This is a genomic window from Paenibacillus phytorum (genome assembly GCF_013141715.1).
GTDB lineage: Bacteria > Bacillota > Bacilli > Paenibacillales > NBRC-103111 > Paenibacillus_E > Paenibacillus_E phytorum.
This window is the reverse complement of record NZ_WHOA01000095.1, coordinates 45662-61867: the sequence shown is the minus strand read 5'-3', so window position 1 is coordinate 61867 and position 16206 is coordinate 45662. Positions and strand designations below refer to the sequence as shown.

At 46.9% G+C, this 16206-nt stretch carries 13 protein-coding genes; 3 read left to right on the top strand and 10 right to left on the bottom strand.

What is annotated here, in order from left to right; genetic code table 11:
- Positions 1-47: 47 nt before the first annotated feature.
- On the bottom strand, positions 48-929 hold the full coding sequence (locus tag GC098_RS14545; protein ID WP_171643860.1) for a LysR family transcriptional regulator: 882 nt from the start codon (positions 927-929) through the stop codon (positions 48-50).
- A gap of 109 nt (positions 930-1038) precedes the next feature.
- Between GC098_RS14545 and aroA the strand changes: the two genes are divergently transcribed.
- Positions 1039-2394, top strand: coding sequence for a 3-phosphoshikimate 1-carboxyvinyltransferase (gene aroA, locus GC098_RS14540; RefSeq protein WP_246358612.1), 1356 nt, complete (start codon positions 1039-1041; stop codon positions 2392-2394).
- Here the strand turns inward: aroA and GC098_RS14535 are convergent.
- The 6 genes from GC098_RS14535 to GC098_RS14510 all read right to left on the bottom strand — a co-directional run bounded on the left by GC098_RS14535 (position 2391) and on the right by GC098_RS14510 (position 10923).
- The gene (locus GC098_RS14535; protein WP_171643900.1) at positions 2391-3443 is read right to left on the bottom strand and encodes an ATP-binding protein; all 1053 of its coding nucleotides are present in this window, start codon (positions 3441-3443) and stop codon (positions 2391-2393) included. The genes aroA and GC098_RS14535 overlap by 4 nt on opposite strands.
- A 157-nt stretch (positions 3444-3600) precedes the next feature.
- A complete protein-coding gene (locus GC098_RS14530) occupies positions 3601-4476 on the bottom strand; it encodes a carbohydrate ABC transporter permease (protein WP_171643859.1) in 876 nt (291 codons plus the stop codon).
- A 19-nt stretch (positions 4477-4495) separates the two neighbouring features.
- A complete protein-coding gene (locus GC098_RS14525; RefSeq protein ID WP_171643858.1) occupies positions 4496-5464 on the bottom strand; it encodes an ABC transporter permease in 969 nt (322 codons plus the stop codon).
- Between the two features lie 86 nt (positions 5465-5550).
- Positions 5551-7158: a type 2 periplasmic-binding domain-containing protein gene (locus GC098_RS14520; RefSeq protein WP_171643899.1), complete on the bottom strand. Its 1608-nt coding sequence runs from the start codon at positions 7156-7158 to the stop codon at positions 5551-5553.
- Positions 7159-7419: 261 nt separating this feature from the next.
- Complete coding sequence (locus GC098_RS14515) at positions 7420-9801, bottom strand: helix-turn-helix domain-containing protein (RefSeq protein ID WP_171643857.1); 2382 nt, start codon at positions 9799-9801, stop codon at positions 7420-7422.
- 381 nt (positions 9802-10182) lie between these two features.
- A complete protein-coding gene (locus GC098_RS14510) occupies positions 10183-10923 on the bottom strand; it encodes a PaaX family transcriptional regulator C-terminal domain-containing protein (protein ID WP_171643856.1) in 741 nt (246 codons plus the stop codon).
- Positions 10924-11100: 177 nt separating this feature from the next.
- Between GC098_RS14510 and GC098_RS14505 the strand changes: the two genes are divergently transcribed.
- Entirely contained in the window at positions 11101-11796 is a 696-nt protein-coding gene (locus GC098_RS14505; protein WP_171643855.1) for a metal-dependent hydrolase, read from the top strand.
- A 439-nt stretch (positions 11797-12235) separates the two neighbouring features.
- On the opposite strand, the gene GC098_RS14500 is transcribed toward GC098_RS14505, so the two are convergent.
- Both GC098_RS14500 and GC098_RS14495 read right to left on the bottom strand, forming a co-directional pair.
- Entirely contained in the window at positions 12236-12736 is a 501-nt protein-coding gene (locus GC098_RS14500; RefSeq protein WP_171643854.1) for a DinB family protein, read from the bottom strand.
- A 154-nt stretch (positions 12737-12890) separates the two neighbouring features.
- Positions 12891-13835, bottom strand: coding sequence for a helix-turn-helix transcriptional regulator (locus GC098_RS14495; RefSeq protein WP_246358610.1), 945 nt, complete (start codon positions 13833-13835; stop codon positions 12891-12893).
- A 150-nt stretch (positions 13836-13985) separates the two neighbouring features.
- Between GC098_RS14495 and GC098_RS14490 the strand changes: the two genes are divergently transcribed.
- On the top strand, positions 13986-14807 hold the full coding sequence (locus tag GC098_RS14490; protein ID WP_171643853.1) for a YybI family spore inner coat protein: 822 nt from the start codon (positions 13986-13988) through the stop codon (positions 14805-14807).
- 165 nt (positions 14808-14972) lie between these two features.
- Here the strand turns inward: GC098_RS14490 and GC098_RS14485 are convergent, their stop codons facing one another.
- On the bottom strand, positions 14973-16202 hold the full coding sequence (locus tag GC098_RS14485) for an aminopeptidase (RefSeq protein ID WP_171643852.1): 1230 nt from the start codon (positions 16200-16202) through the stop codon (positions 14973-14975).
- Positions 16203-16206 lie beyond the last annotated feature (4 nt).

Below are 16206 nucleotides of genomic sequence, written 5' to 3'. Positions count from 1 at the left end.
TGTAGGTGTACGTGTCGTCTGAAATCTCCGTGTATGTGTTGGCAGTTTTAAGACGAAAGCATCTCAAGAAATTTAGCCGCCGCAACAGACGACGTCATATCTCGACGGGTTGTGATTCCGATGCTGCGGGCTGGAATGGCTTTGGCAGGCTGCAGCTCATGCAGTGTACCTTCAGCCAATTCTTTGACGACGTAAGACCGAGGGACAAAAGCAACGCCGAAGCCGAGTTTTGCAAATTCGATAAGCAGATCAATGCTGCCGAGCTCGATGTCGGCTTCGATTGTGACATCCTGGGCAGCAAACCATTGCTCAATGAAGCGCCTTGTGCTGCTTCCGGGAGATAGGAGCAGTAAGGGGAATTGGCTGATATCCTGCGCGGAAAGTGAGTGGTCATCTCGATCACGGTAGGCATCACCGCCCACGAAGCAGTCTTGGAGGGTCATAATCGCTTGGACATCGAGATGAGGATCATCGACAATTGGCAAATGAATAAGTCCGAAATCGATGCTGCCCTCTTTGACGCGAGCTGTAATCTCGGATGTTTTGCCGTGAGAAAGCCGGATGCGGACATCGGGATATTGTTTATGAAAGGTATCCAAGTAAGGGAATAAGAAGTGCTTGAATAACGAATCACTCGCTCCGACACGAAGTTCGCCTCCTGTGAGGTGCTTGAGTGCGGACATTTTTTTCTCCCCAGCCTCCAAAAGCGCAAAAGATTGCTCCACATAAAGCAATAATTGCTTCCCCTCTGTTGTTAGCTCCACACCCTTTGATTGCCGGTGAAAAAGCTTCATGGATAAAGCCTGTTCCATTTGTTTAATTGCATAGCTGACGGATGGTTGGGTAATGTAAAGCTCCCCGGCAGCTTTGGTTAAATTACCTGCCTTGGCGGCATGTAGGAATATTCGGTACCATTCTAAATGGATCATGATATAGAGCTCCTTTATGGGAAGGTGCTTATTTGGTGATTTCATCTATGCCTTTACCTCCCATTATAATTGGCTTACAGGATACACACAATTGGAGAGGGTGGATGATATGCAGGAAACAACTATGCACGAACCAGATCGGAGAGCTAGATCTCCGTGGTCACAGCATCTGGAAGGACAGGAGGTACGGCTGTCGCCGCTTCATGGAGCGGTAGATGCGACTATCACGATACCGGGCAGCAAAAGCTTCACCAATCGCGCACTTCTTATTGCTGCACTTGCGAAGGGGACTACACGGCTACAGGGTATTTTACAAAGCGATGATTCCTATTGGTGCATGAAAGCGCTTGGAGAGCTTGGAATTGAAATCGATATGGATGGGAATACGGCTACTATCAAGGGAAATGAAGGACATTGGGCTATCGCGAAAGCGGATTTGTACGTGGGGGCTGCTGGTACGGTTGCACGGTTTTTACCAGGGGCGCTTGCAGTTGGTCATGGGGAGTGGACACTTGATGGCAGTAAACGTATGACAGAAAGACCACTTGCGCCTTTATTGAATGCATTATCTAGTTTGGGGGCGGATATCCGATATAAGGGCAATCCTGGATGTGTACCGCTGACGCTTCATGCGGACGGTCTTAACGGAGGAGAAGTAACGGTTTCCGGTGCGGTTTCCAGTCAGTTTATTAGTGGATTGCTGCTCGCAGCTCCTTATGCGAAAGAAACGCTTACCATTCGAATCGCCGATCAAATTGTGCAGCGAGACTACGTCGAGATGACATTGGATATGATGTGGGCGTTCGGTGTAAGGCCTGAAGTCCATGAGGATGGGCAAGCGATTACGATTCAGCCGAGCGCTTACGAAGCACGTACATTCATGCTGGAACCCGATGTATCAACTTGCGGTTACTTCTGGGCACTTGCTGCGCTGACGAATGGACGTGTGCGTATTGAGGGGATTTCCGCGCAGACACGGCAACCGGATATTGAGCTTTTGTCTGTTTTGGAGAAAATGGGCTGTTCGGTGACGCATGGTGAAAATTACATTGAAGTTAGGGGTACAAACCGTCTTAAAGGCGGCTTCACGGTGAGTATGCAGCGTTGGTCGGACCAGACGCTTACACTAGCTGCACTGGCCCCATTCGCGGATGGTCCTATTACATTGACGGATGCTGCGCATATCAGGCATCACGAGTGCGACCGCATTGCAGCGATGTGTGAGGAACTTGGGAAGCTGGGCATTCAGGTGGAGGAACATGCGGATGGGTTAACGGTGTACCCAGGGGAGCCGCAACCTGCGCTGCTCGACCCACACGACGACCATCGAATGGCGATGGCGCTTTCGTTGATCGGCGCAAGGGTAGATGGCGTTAGGATTGCGGATCCGGGCTGTGTTTCGAAGACATGCCCAGACTTTTTTGATCGTTGGCGAGAGCTAGGTGTCGGGGTGGAGGTTACTTAAGCAAGATCACTCCACACATGAATATTCAGCTTCGGATACAAAACGGCAAAGTCCTCGGCTTGTTTCTCAAGCATGCTTAGCTCAAACGATTTGCCGAAAATATCGCGATCTGGCAGGAAGGTAACACTCGTTCCGGTTTCCTTGGTCACGCCTACTGTTTGGAGCTCGCTTTGCGGAATCCCATGCTTATAGTGCTGTTGGAACACTCGACCGTCGCGTCTGATCTCAACGGAAAGCTTGAGCGATAGCGCGTTGACGACGGGCATGCTGATACCTTTTTCACTGCCGGGTGCTAAGAATGTAGCACTTGAGCTTAGTCGGCTCATGTCTGTAAGAACAGTCTGAACACGCGGATGTTCACTACCAGGAAGTGCTTGAACGGGGATGCCACGTCCATTGTCTGCAACTGTGATGCTGCCATCCGCATGCAAAAAGAGGCTAACCTCGCTGCAGGTGCCATGCAGATGCTCCAGAATGCAATTCTCAACAACAGCCCACAGCAGTAAGTGTGGATCATATACTTCTTGTGCTCCGCCCAAATAAGCATGCGCATTCGTTCTTGCTTCTGTCATAGCTAGATAGTCACTAGTATCCATGAGGTCAGAAGCCGCCGCAAGCAGCAATAAAAGTGGAAGCGCACGGGGGCCAGGAATGGTATACTTGCCGCCTCTCTCTTCTTGAACGAGAAGGTCTGCTCCTACTAATGCCTTGATGTGATGGTAGAGTTGTCCTGTTGTCCCCATGTTTAGTCGTTCTACCAGATCAGGTCCGGTAAGAGGTTCTTGCAAGACTGATCTTAAAATATCAAGTCGCTGCTTATGAGCAAGAGCACCCAAGATTTTGGCTGCTTTATCGCCGTCCAGTTGGATTAACTGACGGACATGCTTTTCTTGAGGCTCCCACCGGAAGCTAGCCTGATCTCCCCGATATTGCCCGGAGTAAAAGACACTTCCCAGCTCAGCTGCTGAATTCTTTTGCTCAGTAAACACTTTGTTATTCTCATCTTGGTTAGGAATCAATTGTCTGACAAGCTGCTGAAGATCATTCATTTGTGCCTGCAACGCATCTAGCTCGGTGCCATAATCCCGTGTTGTGGTCAAAAGGATCACCTCATCTAAATTATTTAGTTACGTAATTACGTAACTGAATAATAACATAAATTATGGTAACCCCATAGTTTTAAATTCCATATTAATGGTTTTACTGTTACTCCTTAATCGCCCCAATCATAACGCCCTTGACGAAATACTTTTGCAGGAAAGGATATAGGCAAATAATGGGTAACGTCGAGATAATAATCGTCGCATATTTAATCGTTTCACCAATTGCATATTTGTCATCGTTGGCTGCACCCGTCATCATCGAATCGGTATTGTTTGCAATTAAAATTTCACGGAGTACGAGCTGGAGTGGATAGTCTTCACGGCTCCGTAAATAGACCAGCGCGCTGAAGTAGGAATTCCAATGTCCTACCGCGTACCACAAAATCATGACAGCAATAACAGGCATCGAAAGCGGGATGATAATGAGAAACAGAATCTTCCAATCGCTAGCGCCGTCCATTCTCGCGGATTCTTCCAAACTAACAGGAATGCCTTGAAAAGAGGTACGCATGATGATCATGTTGAACGTATTGATCGCACCGGGAATGAGAAGCGCCCACATCGTGTTCATCATCCCGAGATCGTTCACAAGCAGATAAGTCGGAATCAAGCCGCCGTGAAATACCATCGTTATGACGATGAAAAACATGATGATATTTTTGAAATATAAATTAGGCCTGGACAATACGTAGGCGCCGATCGCCGTCATGACGAGATTAATTGCGGTACCAAGCACCACATAGAGCAACGTATTCTGGTACCCTTTTACAATCATTGGGTTATTGAACACAGCTTTGTAAGCGCCGAGATCGAAGCCGGCCGGGCTGAACATCAGTCCGCGATGCTGCAGGAAAGACGTTGCATTGCTAAACGAAGCAAACAGAACGTATAAGAATGGGTACAAAGTGACTATGCAAAGGCCGATCATAAGGAGTGCATTCAAATATCCAAACGATCGTTCACCTGTTGTTGGTTTCATCGACGAATCTCCCTTCTGACTACCAAAGTTTATTCTCGGTGAGCCGCTTGCTGATGCTGTTGGCGGACACAATCAGAATGAAGCTTACAACGGAGTTAAAAAGCCCCACTGCTGCCGTAAAGCTGTAGCTTGCCTCCAGAACCCCTTTACGATATACGTAGGTCGAGATGACATCCCCTGTCTCGTAAGTGAGCGGATTGTACAGAAGGAGTACTTTTTCACTGCCGACCGAGAGCATGTTACCCATATTCAAAATGAACAAAATAACGATCGTGGGCATAATACCGGGAATTGTGATATGCAGCGTTTGCTTCCAACGGTTCGCGCCATCCATGCGGGCGGCCTCATAGAGGGTCGGGTCGATGGTGGCCATCGCCGCCAAATAGATAATGGAGCCCCAACCGATTCCTTGCCAAATACCGGATGAAACGAACAGGAAACGGAACCAGCTCGCTTCTTTCAAAAAGTCGATCGGTTCGATTCCGAAAGAGGCGATGATTTGGTTAATGAGACCGGTGCGGCCTAAAAAGTCGACCATCATCCCAGCCACGACGACGATTGAAATGAAGTGAGGTAAATACGAGATTGTCTGCACAACACGTTTGAACATGCTGTTACGAATCTCATTTAGCAACAACGCTAATACAATAGCAGCCGGAAAGCCAAATAACAGCTCATATACGTTGATTAAAATGGTGTTCTTAATTAACCGCCAGAAATAAATTCCGTTAAAAAAGCTTTCAAAATGCCTGAAACCGACCCACGGACTTCCCCAGATGCCTTTTACTGTTGAAAAGTCTTTGAATGCGATTTGTAAACCGTACATCGGCCCGTAATGAAACAGGAGGTAATAAGCGATAACAGGCAGGGCCATCACATAAATGGCCCAATGCCGCTTAAGATCTGAGCGAATGACTTGAAGTAATGTCGGATCGCGATAGATTTTGGTTACAGTGCCTGCCTGTACGTTTCCAGAGCTTTGCGCCATCGTTTCTCCCTGCCTTTCTGCATGGTTTCGATATAAAAAGCTGGGAGATGAATCCGATCATCTCCCAGTCCGATCTTTCGATTCATTTAACTGCGTTTATTGAATCGTTCGAGCGCCGCCTGCTGAATTTTGGTGGCATCTTCGATGCCCATGCTTTGAATCTTCTTAACGTATTTGTCGAAGTTCTCGATCGGCTCCACGCCCATGATGAACTTGAGCAGCATTTCGTCGCGATACGTCTCAACATCCGTCATGACGGAAGCATACTTGCTGCTTTCATCTTTCGTTGGCGTCACGAGCGGCATTTTGCGTTCAGCCGTCGGCTTCGACCAGATGGCAAGCGCATCTTTCTGCTGCGGGAGTGCGAGATACTGCAATTGAAAATTATCGCTAAGCACGAACGGTGCGCTCCACGTCGATCGGTTATGCTTCGCAAACGATTGCGCAAGGCTGACTCCGCTCGGCGGGTTGAGAACTTCCGGGAGGAATACGGCTTTGCCGTTCTCCATTTTGTAGCTGACGCCTTCTTTGCCATAGTTAAAAAGCAGATCGCCTTTTTCGCCGTAAGCATAATCAAGCCATTTGACCGTTTCAATCGGATTTTTGTTACTCGTCGTGATAGCAGCACCAATGCCGTTCGAAACAAAATCTTTCTGGCCCCAAATTGGTTTATCCCCAGCTTTCAACAGCGGATAAGGAGCGGCGACTAACTTGAAGTTCGGGTCCTTGTCCTTCATCAGGTTGGCGTATTTGCCAATGCCCCCGCCGTTATAGAACACGGATGCTCCCAGTAGGTTTGTCGTCATTTTATTGTCGTACAATTTATCGTTCGGGGCTGCGAAGTCTTTGTCAAGCAGACCCTCCTTATACCATTTGTTCATCGTTGCAAGGAAATCTTTGAACTCCGGTTGGATTGGGCCGTACTTCACTTTGCCGCTATCTTGGTAGAAACCGTAATTGATACCCCATGCGCCTAGGAACGGAGCGTCGGTAGCGAATGCCGCTTTATCGAGGTAAATCGGGATTTCGTCCGCTTTGCCGTTGCCGTTCGGATCTTTCTCTTTAAACGCCTTCAACACGTCGTACCATTCGTCGATCGTTGTTGGCATTTTCAACCCTAGTTTCTCCAGCCAATCCTGACGTACGCCTGGGCCGAAGAATACTCTGACCTTGTCACCGCCTCGCAGGAACGGGAATGAGTAGATACTGCCATCGTCCGTCATGATTTGCTTTTTCCAGTCCGGATGATCTGTAAACAGTTTTTTTAGGTTCGGCGCATATTTATCGATCAAATCGTTCAGCTTAATGATTTTGTTATCTTGAATCGCTTTTTCTGGTCCACCCGGATACCCCGTCCAGCCCGTTTCAATAACGTCCGGTAGTTGGTTGGAGGCGAGCATTAGATTGAACTGTTCTTTTGCCTGCTGGGCATCGAGCGGAGGATGCTGGAATTCAACCTTTACACCTGATATTTTTTCGAGTTCCTTATACATTTCCATTTCTGCGTATGTCTTCATCTGTGAAGCGGCATTGGAGTGGTTCGCTACCCAATACGTCAGATTGGTCAGCTTCGGCGACTGTGTTTCTTTGCCAGGCTGCGGTGACGACGACGTCTCGCCTCCGCCGTTACTGCTGCATGCGGCAACTGAAGCCGCGAGTAAAGAAATCAGCATGACGGAACTTACATGTTTCATTTTTTTCTTCAATGAAAACGCCTCCCTTTTCATAGTGAGTGAATGCATTTGCTATTGAAACGGGATCGCTGTTATTGTCCCGCCTTCTTGTTCCGAGTGTAGCTTCTGCACGCAAGAAAGGATACTTTCTACTTTTCATTTGGGTTGTATTTTTGTAAGAAATGCGGGCAAGTAGAAAACAAATCAGTGAGATATTAAAAAACGTCAGTGTACAACTTGTTGCAGCTTATCAAAAAAGGGCAGCCCCTTAGAGGCTGCCCTTTATGCGTCGGATCCGGTTTTGTCCGGCCTCATCGCCTCGCGGTATTTTCCAGGTGGAATACCTTCCTGCTTTTTGAAAGCACGAATGAACACGACGTCGTTATTGTAACCGACCATTTGCGCTATTTGTGCGTTCGTCAGCTCCTTATTGTCCATCAACACCTTCGCTTTTTCAATCCGTTTGCGTGTGATGTAATCTAACAGGTTTTGCCCCTGATTTTTTTTGAAAAAGGTGGAAATATATGGCGGCGTCATCTTAAGGCGGTCGGCGACAAGCGCCAGCCCCATGTTCTGATCATCAAGATTTTGATCCACGAAATGGACGATATCCTGCAGTAATTGCGTGCTGTGATCGGACCGTTCTACTTTAAACAAGCTTGTGAGCGTTGCGTACAAATCCTTCGTTTTCAGGTACATGCCATCCGCCGTCGGATAGCTGAAAACCGCTTTGATCGGATCAAAATTCGCACCAAGCACTTCTTCCGGGTTCGTATTGGTGGAGTTCACGATTTTCAAAAATGTGCTCATGACATTGAAGAACAAGCACTTACCAAGTTCGGGCGTGATATGGCTAGAATCGAAATTCATCGAATAAATCGTAGAGAGCAGCTTTTCCACATTATCGGAATCGCCACTCCGAACGAAATTGATAAGCTGTATTTCGATTTCAAGCGGGTAATAATAGTGCTGTGTGGCATCTATGATATCTTGGAAGTGGATGACTGCGTTTTTCCCTTTAATGAGTCTATATTCAAGTGCTGATAGAGCTTCCGGATAGGATTCGCGAATCGCCTTTGGCCCCTGATGGATCTCTCCAGCGGCTACGGTAATGTTGATTTTGAATCTTTGTGAGATCATGCTGTTAAGCGATTCTGCGAATTCTCGTATATCGGCAGCAGCGCGATCCCCTCGCCGATCCTCCAGGTTGATGAGAAAGGCAAGACGATCGCGATCGAGTTCAACTGAATGCCCATTATTGTTCAGTTGAATGAGATCGACACCTATATTCGATACGATAAACCTTGCATGCGCCCAGCCTTGTTCGGATTGTTCTTCACTGAAATCATCGATGTCTTCGATCTTGACTAGGAGTATGGCAAAACGATCGCTTACGAACGATAGATCCATGAACCGAAGTGTTTCTTCGTTTTCTGGGGAAACGTCCACGTCCATATAACCGCGTATGAGGCGGGATAAGTAGTTGGTTCGAATTAACGGAATTTGTTGGGCTAGCATGTTGCGCAAGTTTTTCTCTTCATGAATCGAGCCTTCGAACGTCTGTTGGATAAACTCGTATTCGTTGGAGGCAGGTCGCCCGATCATGTCTTTCCCGCGCATAATCGCGTTCACTGTCTTCTGAAGCGGCTTGTAATTGCGGTAAACCCCGGCATAGACGGCTAGTAGCCCAGCGATCAAGCATATAATGAAAAGTCCTAAGGACCATGTTTGAATTTGATTGACCTGCTGCATAAACACGTCATTCGGCGTTACCGACACATACTTCCAGCCCGCTTTTTGCGAGGACGTAACCGATACCATTTGATTGACGCCAGCGATTCGGTAATCGAATGGACTGCTATTGGTTTCAATGCGATTGAGAAGGTCGGGCGAAAATGGTATATCGCTCGTGCTCATAATTGTTTTTCCTGTATGGTCAATGATATAAATCGCGCTGTCGCTAGCTGTTTCCAACTGCTTTAACATTTGTTTGATTTGGTCGACATCGATCAGAACGATAAAATTACCGAGGACATCGGATTGCGAACGAAGGGGAAGCGATTGTTCATAGACGACGACCTCCTTCGGAACGTATTCGGTGTTAGTGGATATTTCATTCCCGCGAGCAAGGGAGGCGGCTGGCAAGTAAGACATGCTGTGCGCGCTTGTCAAAATCTCCTTGTGCCACTGCTCATACGTCATGTCCTTAAAAGTATAGTAGGTGGAATAAAACGTACGAGAATCGGTCAATAAATCTGCTTTGACGATGGTATCGCTGCTGTCAAAATAAACGTAATAGTCAAAAATAAAACTGCTAACCATGCTGCGGTACCTGCTCAATTGGTTGCGCATGAATTCCACGAAACGGTATGTATCGGCGCTATCCGCATCTTTCGGAATTTTCAACATATAATCCAACTTCGGATCGAGCGCGACCTGGCGCATTAAATTATCTACTTCCGATAATTTATAGTCCAGCGACAGCTTTAGTTGCTCTAGCATCGCCGTATTGGAACGGTTGGCGTTTGTTTCCAGACTCTGCTCCACTTTGGCGTACAAAAAGAGCCCCATTGCAAGTGGAATCAACAGGATGAATAAATTAGAGGCGATCATCGTCGTCAGCGCACTTTTGCGACTGCCAATTTGAAACCAAAACTGCGGCATTTTCAATAAGGTCACCTCATTCCTCAAATTGCTTGTTTGAGTCGAACACCTTTACCCAAACGTTATCCCGATAAAAAAGAATCGCTCCAAACAATTCCATAACGATGTTAGTTATATTTTAGCTGTAATTCCAGATATATTAAAGCGCTTTCTTAAATGACAGATCCAACGCTTTCTCATTTAAAAGCAAAAAGACGAACGGACGCTATCAGAACAGCGTTTGCTCGTCATTTTTACCACATAAGACTTCCATGCCGCGTTATAAGTTTTCGGTACCCGAAAACCGCTTTCTTATTACAATCCGATAATAAACTAAGCCCAGTTAGACCTCTTCCTGAAGCTGCTCACATAACGGGCAGCATTGTCCGGTTACTCATGTGTTTACACGAGAAATTGGTAATAATTTGAAGAGCTGGGGATGAGGGTGGCGAATGACTGAAACGAACGATACAATTCGGCGATTACGCGGTGCCCCATCCAATCGGATGGAAGCAGCGACACCGGAAGCATGGGATCCCTAAGGCTAATCTCGCTGATAACCTCTCCGACATGCAAATAAAGGACAAACAGCTCTAAGGGATCCATCCTGCCTCTGATTTCCTTATTCAAAGCCGGCACGAATTCGTCTTGATACCATTGCCACTTCTCCTGATACAGGCGATGGATGTCGGCTAGAGGCCAAATGTCGGCTGCCCGCTCGGGGGTAATATCCCGAAACAAAATCGACGCTTCCGAGATAGTGACGTATTCATCCATGGAGGTCGCTTGAATCAATGACAAAAGCTGCTTTCTGTAATCCCAAGGAGAGACATATACGCCTTTATATAGTTGACCGAAGCCAAGCTGCAGCAGCTGCAAACGGAATTGATCCCTTCTTTGCCTCTCCGGCTCAGGTACCTCGAAGTGCACGAAATACCATTTGCGGTTCCAGTCCACATCGTATTGCCGCGGTTTCCGGTTCACGAAGGATAAAAACTGCTCCCCTTTGTCCATTATAGAATACAGGGAACGCTCTTCCGCATGAATATACTTTTCTTTCTTCATTCGTGATAGAACGTTCCTGATCGACTGCTCCTTATATCCGCGTTTCGTATAAATTTGTACTAATTCTTTAGCGTGCATGCAAGGCTTTTTTGTCAGCAGGAAAAGTATCTGCTTCTCGATTGACAGCATTCGGTTTTTGATCCCCTTCCAGAATACTTGCTATCCTCATATTACAGTAATTTGACAAAAAAAGAAATAAATAATATACTCGAATTGTCGTCTAACGAATAATAAATAGTATACGGAGGAGAAAAAATGAACCTTATTTTTCACGGACACTCTTGCATTCAGATCTCGGATGGAGAGCGCTCGATCATCATCGATCCGTTCCTGAGCGGCAATCCCGTTGCCAAAGCGAAAGCCGAGGACATTCAAGTTCAATATATCTTGCTTACACACGGACACACGGATCACACTGCTGATGCGGAAGCTATCGCCAGAGCTAACGATGCGACCATTATCGCCACCTTTGAGCTTGCTACCTATTACTCTTGGAAGGGTCTGAAGACGATCGGAATGAACATCGGAGGAACTGTGGACTTGGGATTTGCCAGAGCAAAGCTTGTTCACGCGTTCCACAGCTCCTCTATCATATCGGACGATTCCCAAAGCATCGTCTATGCAGGCATGCCGGGCGGATTTGTCATGGATTGGAACGGAATTACGCTTTATCATGCCGGAGACACCTCCTTGTTCGGAGATATGAAAATGATCGGCGAGCTCCACGATATTGATTACGCGGTACTGCCGATCGGGGATTTTTACACAATGGGACCTAAGGATGCTCTGATTGCAGCAAAGTGGCTGCAAGCAAAGAACGTGATCCCGGTTCATCACAGCACATTCCCAGGCATCGTGCAAGATAGTGCAGCCTTCACCGCACAGCTGAAGGAGCAAGGAATCGAAGGCTTCGCTCTTCAGCCTGGAGAACAGCTTACACTCGTAAAATAAATTGGGTGTCAACGCTATGCATATCGACCTGGATCATCTCGTTCTGCCCGTCACGAGCCTTGAGCGAAACCAGATAACGAATGATTAAAGCCATAATACTTAATACTGTCAAATCACTGGTTTGAATCTCAGAGTTCTTTTGTAATTGTTCAATAAGTACATAAGAATGCCGGATTTTCGTCTCTAAGACAATCCGGCTTTTTCTCTTAAATTTCCTAGGTTGGCACTTAATTGTAGAAAATGCAATGGAATCGACTCTCATACTTCGAAAAGCCCAATTTTATTGGATTTATTCCAATGGAAGTAACATTCAGGCTTCGAATTCACAGGTGGGAGCTGAATATTCCAGATATGACTTTGGGGACAACCCCCCCAAATATAACCCCTAAAAAGCCAAAAAAGAGCACATCCATGTGCTCTTTCATTCATCTACTTTAAATCACACCAATGGCTGCATGCCGCGCTCCAACCAATCCTCGCGAGTCGGACCGTAAATGTCCGGTACGCGTAGTCCGGCTTGGCGCATCAAGACAATCATTTCACCGCGGTGGTGAATTTCATGCGAAATAATGATGCGTAGCGTTAAACCATTACGCCACTGCTCGCCATACATGTCGCTGCTTTCAGCGAGCTTAGCATCCGTCCACTGGGCCAGGATAGCTTCGGCTAGCCCGGCTGAAGAGGAGCGGTAGGTGTCAGCAATTGTCTTGGCGGATGCTGGTGCGAGTTCTTCACCCTCGGGAGCGTCGAATTTGAGACCTGTACGTGAGGACATTTCATGAATTGTTGTAGCGATATGCCAACCTATTTGACCTAGTGTGCGGAGCTCAGGCCCAATTTGCTGTTTAAGTGAAGCATCTGTCAAAGTGTCCAGCACGCGCTGGGTAGCTTTTGCTTCATTGTTCCATTCATTTACAAAATCTTCGATTGTTCTAAACATGGGTGAGCCTCCTTAGAGTTTTTAGCCAGAAAAACTGGCATCGTAAGCATTAACTTGAGTTTTTCGCCAGAAAAACTGGCATCGTAAGTAGTCATCTATTGGTTTCGCCTACTTCATAACCTCATTATAGACAACCACCACTGACAACGTCCTGTCAGTGTTCATTTGCGTAGAGTTGAACAATTTTTTCAGCTTTATCTTTGATGATGGCTGCAATATGGGCCGGCTCGAGAATACGCAGGTTGGGACCATAGCTAAGAAGCATGCCATGAAGCCATGATTCATCCGGTTGAGTGGCGGTAATGATCAAAGTGCCGTCAGCTTGAACGTTAATTTGCTCAGGACGGAAATAATCCTCTACTTGAGCGCGAACGTTCGGCTGCGCATGCAGCACGAGTTTGATGAGCGAGGAGGGGTCTCTTTTGCCCCAGGTATGATCTAGCTGTTCTAAGGTTCCTTCTTTACGTTCAAAGGTTCTCTGAAGCACTTCAATCTCTTTCATACGAGATAATCGGAAGACGCGAAAATCTTGACGCAGCAGGCAGTAGCCATACAAATACCAGCCAAAGCCTTTGACCACAATGCCCATAGGTTCTACTGTTCGCACAGACTGCTCACTTTGGGAAGTCATATATTGAAAGGAAATCAGTTTGGATTCTTTAATTGAAGTGCGCAGAGTGCTCAGCTTCTCTTTGTCCTGATTGCTGCCACGCCAAGGATTCATATCAATAATAAGTTGATTGTTTAGATTAGCGACGGTATTCTGTTCCGATTTCGCCACGAGAGCGCCGACTTTATCAAGAAGGTTGCTGATCTCTTGGTCGCCGACAGTAGAGCGGATTCCTTTGAGGCCGACAATAATAGATTGCAGCTCATCGAGGGACAGAAATTGGCGATCCAGCCGATATTGGTCCATAATTTCGTAGCCACCGCTCATCCCTGCATAAGAAACGACAGGAACGCCAGCTTGGTTAATGGCCTCAACGTCTCGGTAAACCGTACGTAAAGACACTTCAAAACGCTCCGAAAGCTCTTTAGCACTGATTCTTCTTCGGTTCAAAAGCAGCATAGTTATGGCAAGCAGACGATCAATTTTCAAGAGAAGCACCTCATCGATTCATATATATAACTTTAAACATTCGATTCCAGAAAAGGAATTCCTTTGTGGAGTAATAAAACGCCCGCATACCCAATGGAAAATTTTGAAATAATAAGCCGAATTCAAATCTATGATTAGGAGTCGGATTACATGTTTAGAAAATGCGTTAAAATCGCCCTATACACAGCGGTAATTAGTTTACTATTGAGCAGCTCATCCTTATGGAGAGGGGGACTCGTGTCTGCTGAAGAGTTACCGCCACCACCGCCGCCGCAAACTGCACAGCAGGGCGAGCTTATACAAACGCGTGAGATTGATGTCACTGGTGATGGCAAACCTGATACAGTATCCCTGATAGGGATGAAGTCGGATACTAGCAGTCCGTACTATAATAAGCTATTCATTACCGTCATAGGACCGGCTCAGACCCATGTTGTCATCCCGCTTGAGGGTGGGTATAACCCACTGATGGATTTTTGTGACTTTATTCAGGATAAGCTGCCTCAAATCTATGTATCCGCCGAAACAGGGGGAAGTGGTGGGCTATCCAACTACTATATTTACTCACTGAAAAATAATGTTCCGACTGCTATCCCGCTGCCTAGTCCACTTCATGTAAAGGCTACCTTCAAGAAAAATTATGTGGTAAAGATGAAACTGGAAGAGACAGGGAGGTCTTTCAAAATTGATATCAAAGACCGCAAGGACGATTACGAGAAATTCGGTGTGTACAAAAATGGCATAGTAGTGAAGCCTATTATTGTGGATGTTCATGGTTATGGCGCTCTGAAGCCGATGGATGTAGATCGGGATGGGTACTGTGAGCTGAGAGGTGTTCAGCGAATCACAGGTATTGCGAATGCAGATACACTTGGATACGCCATTTCCGTTTGGAAATGGAAAAAAGGGAAATGGATTTTAAAAGACGCCTCGATTGTCAAAACGCTGCCTGGCAAGCTACGTCAAGGATAAACGACTCCATCGTCCTTCTGGGACGAGCGCGTTTGTCAAGGTAGATGCGAAGCAAAAGTATAAAACTTATACTTTCTTATCTACTAAAAAAAGACCGCCATCTCACGGAGTTCATGGTTCCATGATGTGGCGGTCTTTCTTTCTATTAAATCCTGCTTGCCGTTCTTATGCCCAGTTTCCTTTGCGGAACAAAGGTTCGCGGCTTCCATCTGCCAGAATGCCATCAATCTCCATGTCGGCGGAGCCAATCATGAAGTCTACGTGGATTAGGCTTTTATTGTAGCCATTCTGAACTAGCTCCTCGGGGCTCATCGTCGTTCCGCCTTCAATCGTGAACGGATATGAATTACCGAGAGCTACGTGACAGGAAGCATTTTCATCAAATAAGGTGTTGTAGTAAATGAGCCCTGACTGTGAAATGGGGGAGTCATAAGGCACGAGTGCCACTTCACCCAAGTAACGAGCGCCCTCATCCATGTCCAGCATCTTATTTAGTACTTCTTGACCCACCTCAGCGGTCGCTTCGACAACTCGGCCATTTTCGAATTTCAGACTGAAGCCATTGATTAGGGAACCTTGATAACTCAGTGGCAAAGTGCTGCGAACGGTTCCGTTCGTGCCATTTCGTGCAGGCATCGTAAATACTTCTTCTGTTGGGATATTCGGCACGAAGAAAATGCCTCGCTCTGACTCGCTTCCTGCGGCAACCCATTGATGCTTAGGGGCTAGCTCTATGTATAAATCTGTACCAGGAGCTTTGAAATGAAGCTGCTTGTACTTTTTATTGTTCAGCAGGTTCTGCTTTTCTGTCAGCGTCTCGACATGCTGTTTCCATGCTGCAACCGGATCATCTTTATCCACGCGAGTTAACTTGAAAATCTGCTCCCACAGCTTCGTGATGCGCTCGGCTTCGCTCAAATCCGGGAATACCTTAGCCGACCATTCCGCTGTCGGGAAGGAGACCATCAACCAATTCACCTGATTGCTGCGCAAATATTTCAGGAACCCCTCGCGCGCAGTTGCTGTAGTTTTGCTAGAAATGGCGACCCGCTCAGGGTCTACATCTTTGAGCAAATCGGAGTTAGGCGCGTAGATTTGGAGGAAGGCTGCACCTTCCTTCGCCATCTCTTCCAGGCCGCTTGCTCGCCACATGGGGTACTCGCGCAGCGTGGATTCCGGGGCGTGCTTGATGCGCAACGCCTTCACTTCATCGTCGTCCCAATCGATGACGACATCTTTGGCCCCAGCGTCGTAAGCCTTTTTCGTTAGCTTGCGCACAAAGTCAGCACAGGCGATCGGCGTCATGATGACGACGGTTTGGTCCTTTTGTACGTTTAATCCTACACGAATCGCAAGCTCTGCATATTTATCTAAATAATGTTCGAATGTCTCCATATCG